This window comes from Vibrio mimicus CAIM 602, from assembly GCF_000338875.1.
GTDB lineage: Bacteria > Pseudomonadota > Gammaproteobacteria > Enterobacterales > Vibrionaceae > Vibrio > Vibrio mimicus.
Genome location: NZ_AOMO01000116.1, coordinates 1 through 624, shown reverse-complemented (window position 1 = coordinate 624; position 624 = coordinate 1). Strand labels below are relative to the sequence as shown.

Here is a 624-nt window from a genome sequence, read left to right as displayed (position 1 = left end):
GCCCCTTAGGCGGGCGTTATAAAGCTCGAAGAAAAGGAAATTTCGTGGAAATTCGAACAGGTAAACTTGAAGATGTTGCTGGTATCACCGACATCTTTAATTTTTATATTGAGCACACTAATGCACGCTTTGAGGAAGTTCCATTTACTCTGGAAAATCGTCAGAAATGGTTTTCTCAGTTTTCTAGCACTACCAAACATCAACTATATGTAGCCACAGAAAACGGCGTGTTGCTAGGTTTTGCATGTTCCCAACAGTACAGAGCAATTTCAGCTTTTGACGACACCGTAGAAGTGACCGTTTATCAGGCACAAGAAGCAAAGGGGAAAGGTTTAGGTTCTAAACTATATACTCAGTTGTTCTCATCAATTCGTGCTTATGGTGTCCATCGTGTATTGTCGGGTGTTGCATTACCAAACGACGCATCAGTTGCATTACATAAACGGTTTGGTTTCAGAGAAGTCGGAGTGTTCAATGAATATGCGAAGAAACATGGGCAGAACATAAGCTCAGTGTGGTTAGAAAAGGCATTTAACGCAGAGTCCGCTTTATAACAAACAATTTAAGAGTGATTCGGCACGCGTGGCATTTTTGGTATGCGTTGGTTTTAGTGGTTAAGGTGGT

Annotated in this window: 1 protein-coding gene; it reads left to right on the top strand. The window is 41.5% G+C overall.

What is annotated here, in order from left to right; all coding sequences use genetic code 11:
- The first annotated feature begins 44 nt into the window (after nucleotides 1–44).
- Complete coding sequence (locus tag D908_RS00035) at nucleotides 45–554, top strand: GNAT family N-acetyltransferase (RefSeq protein WP_005528168.1); 510 nt, start codon at nucleotides 45–47, stop codon at nucleotides 552–554.
- The last annotated feature ends 70 nt before the right edge of the window (nucleotides 555–624 follow it).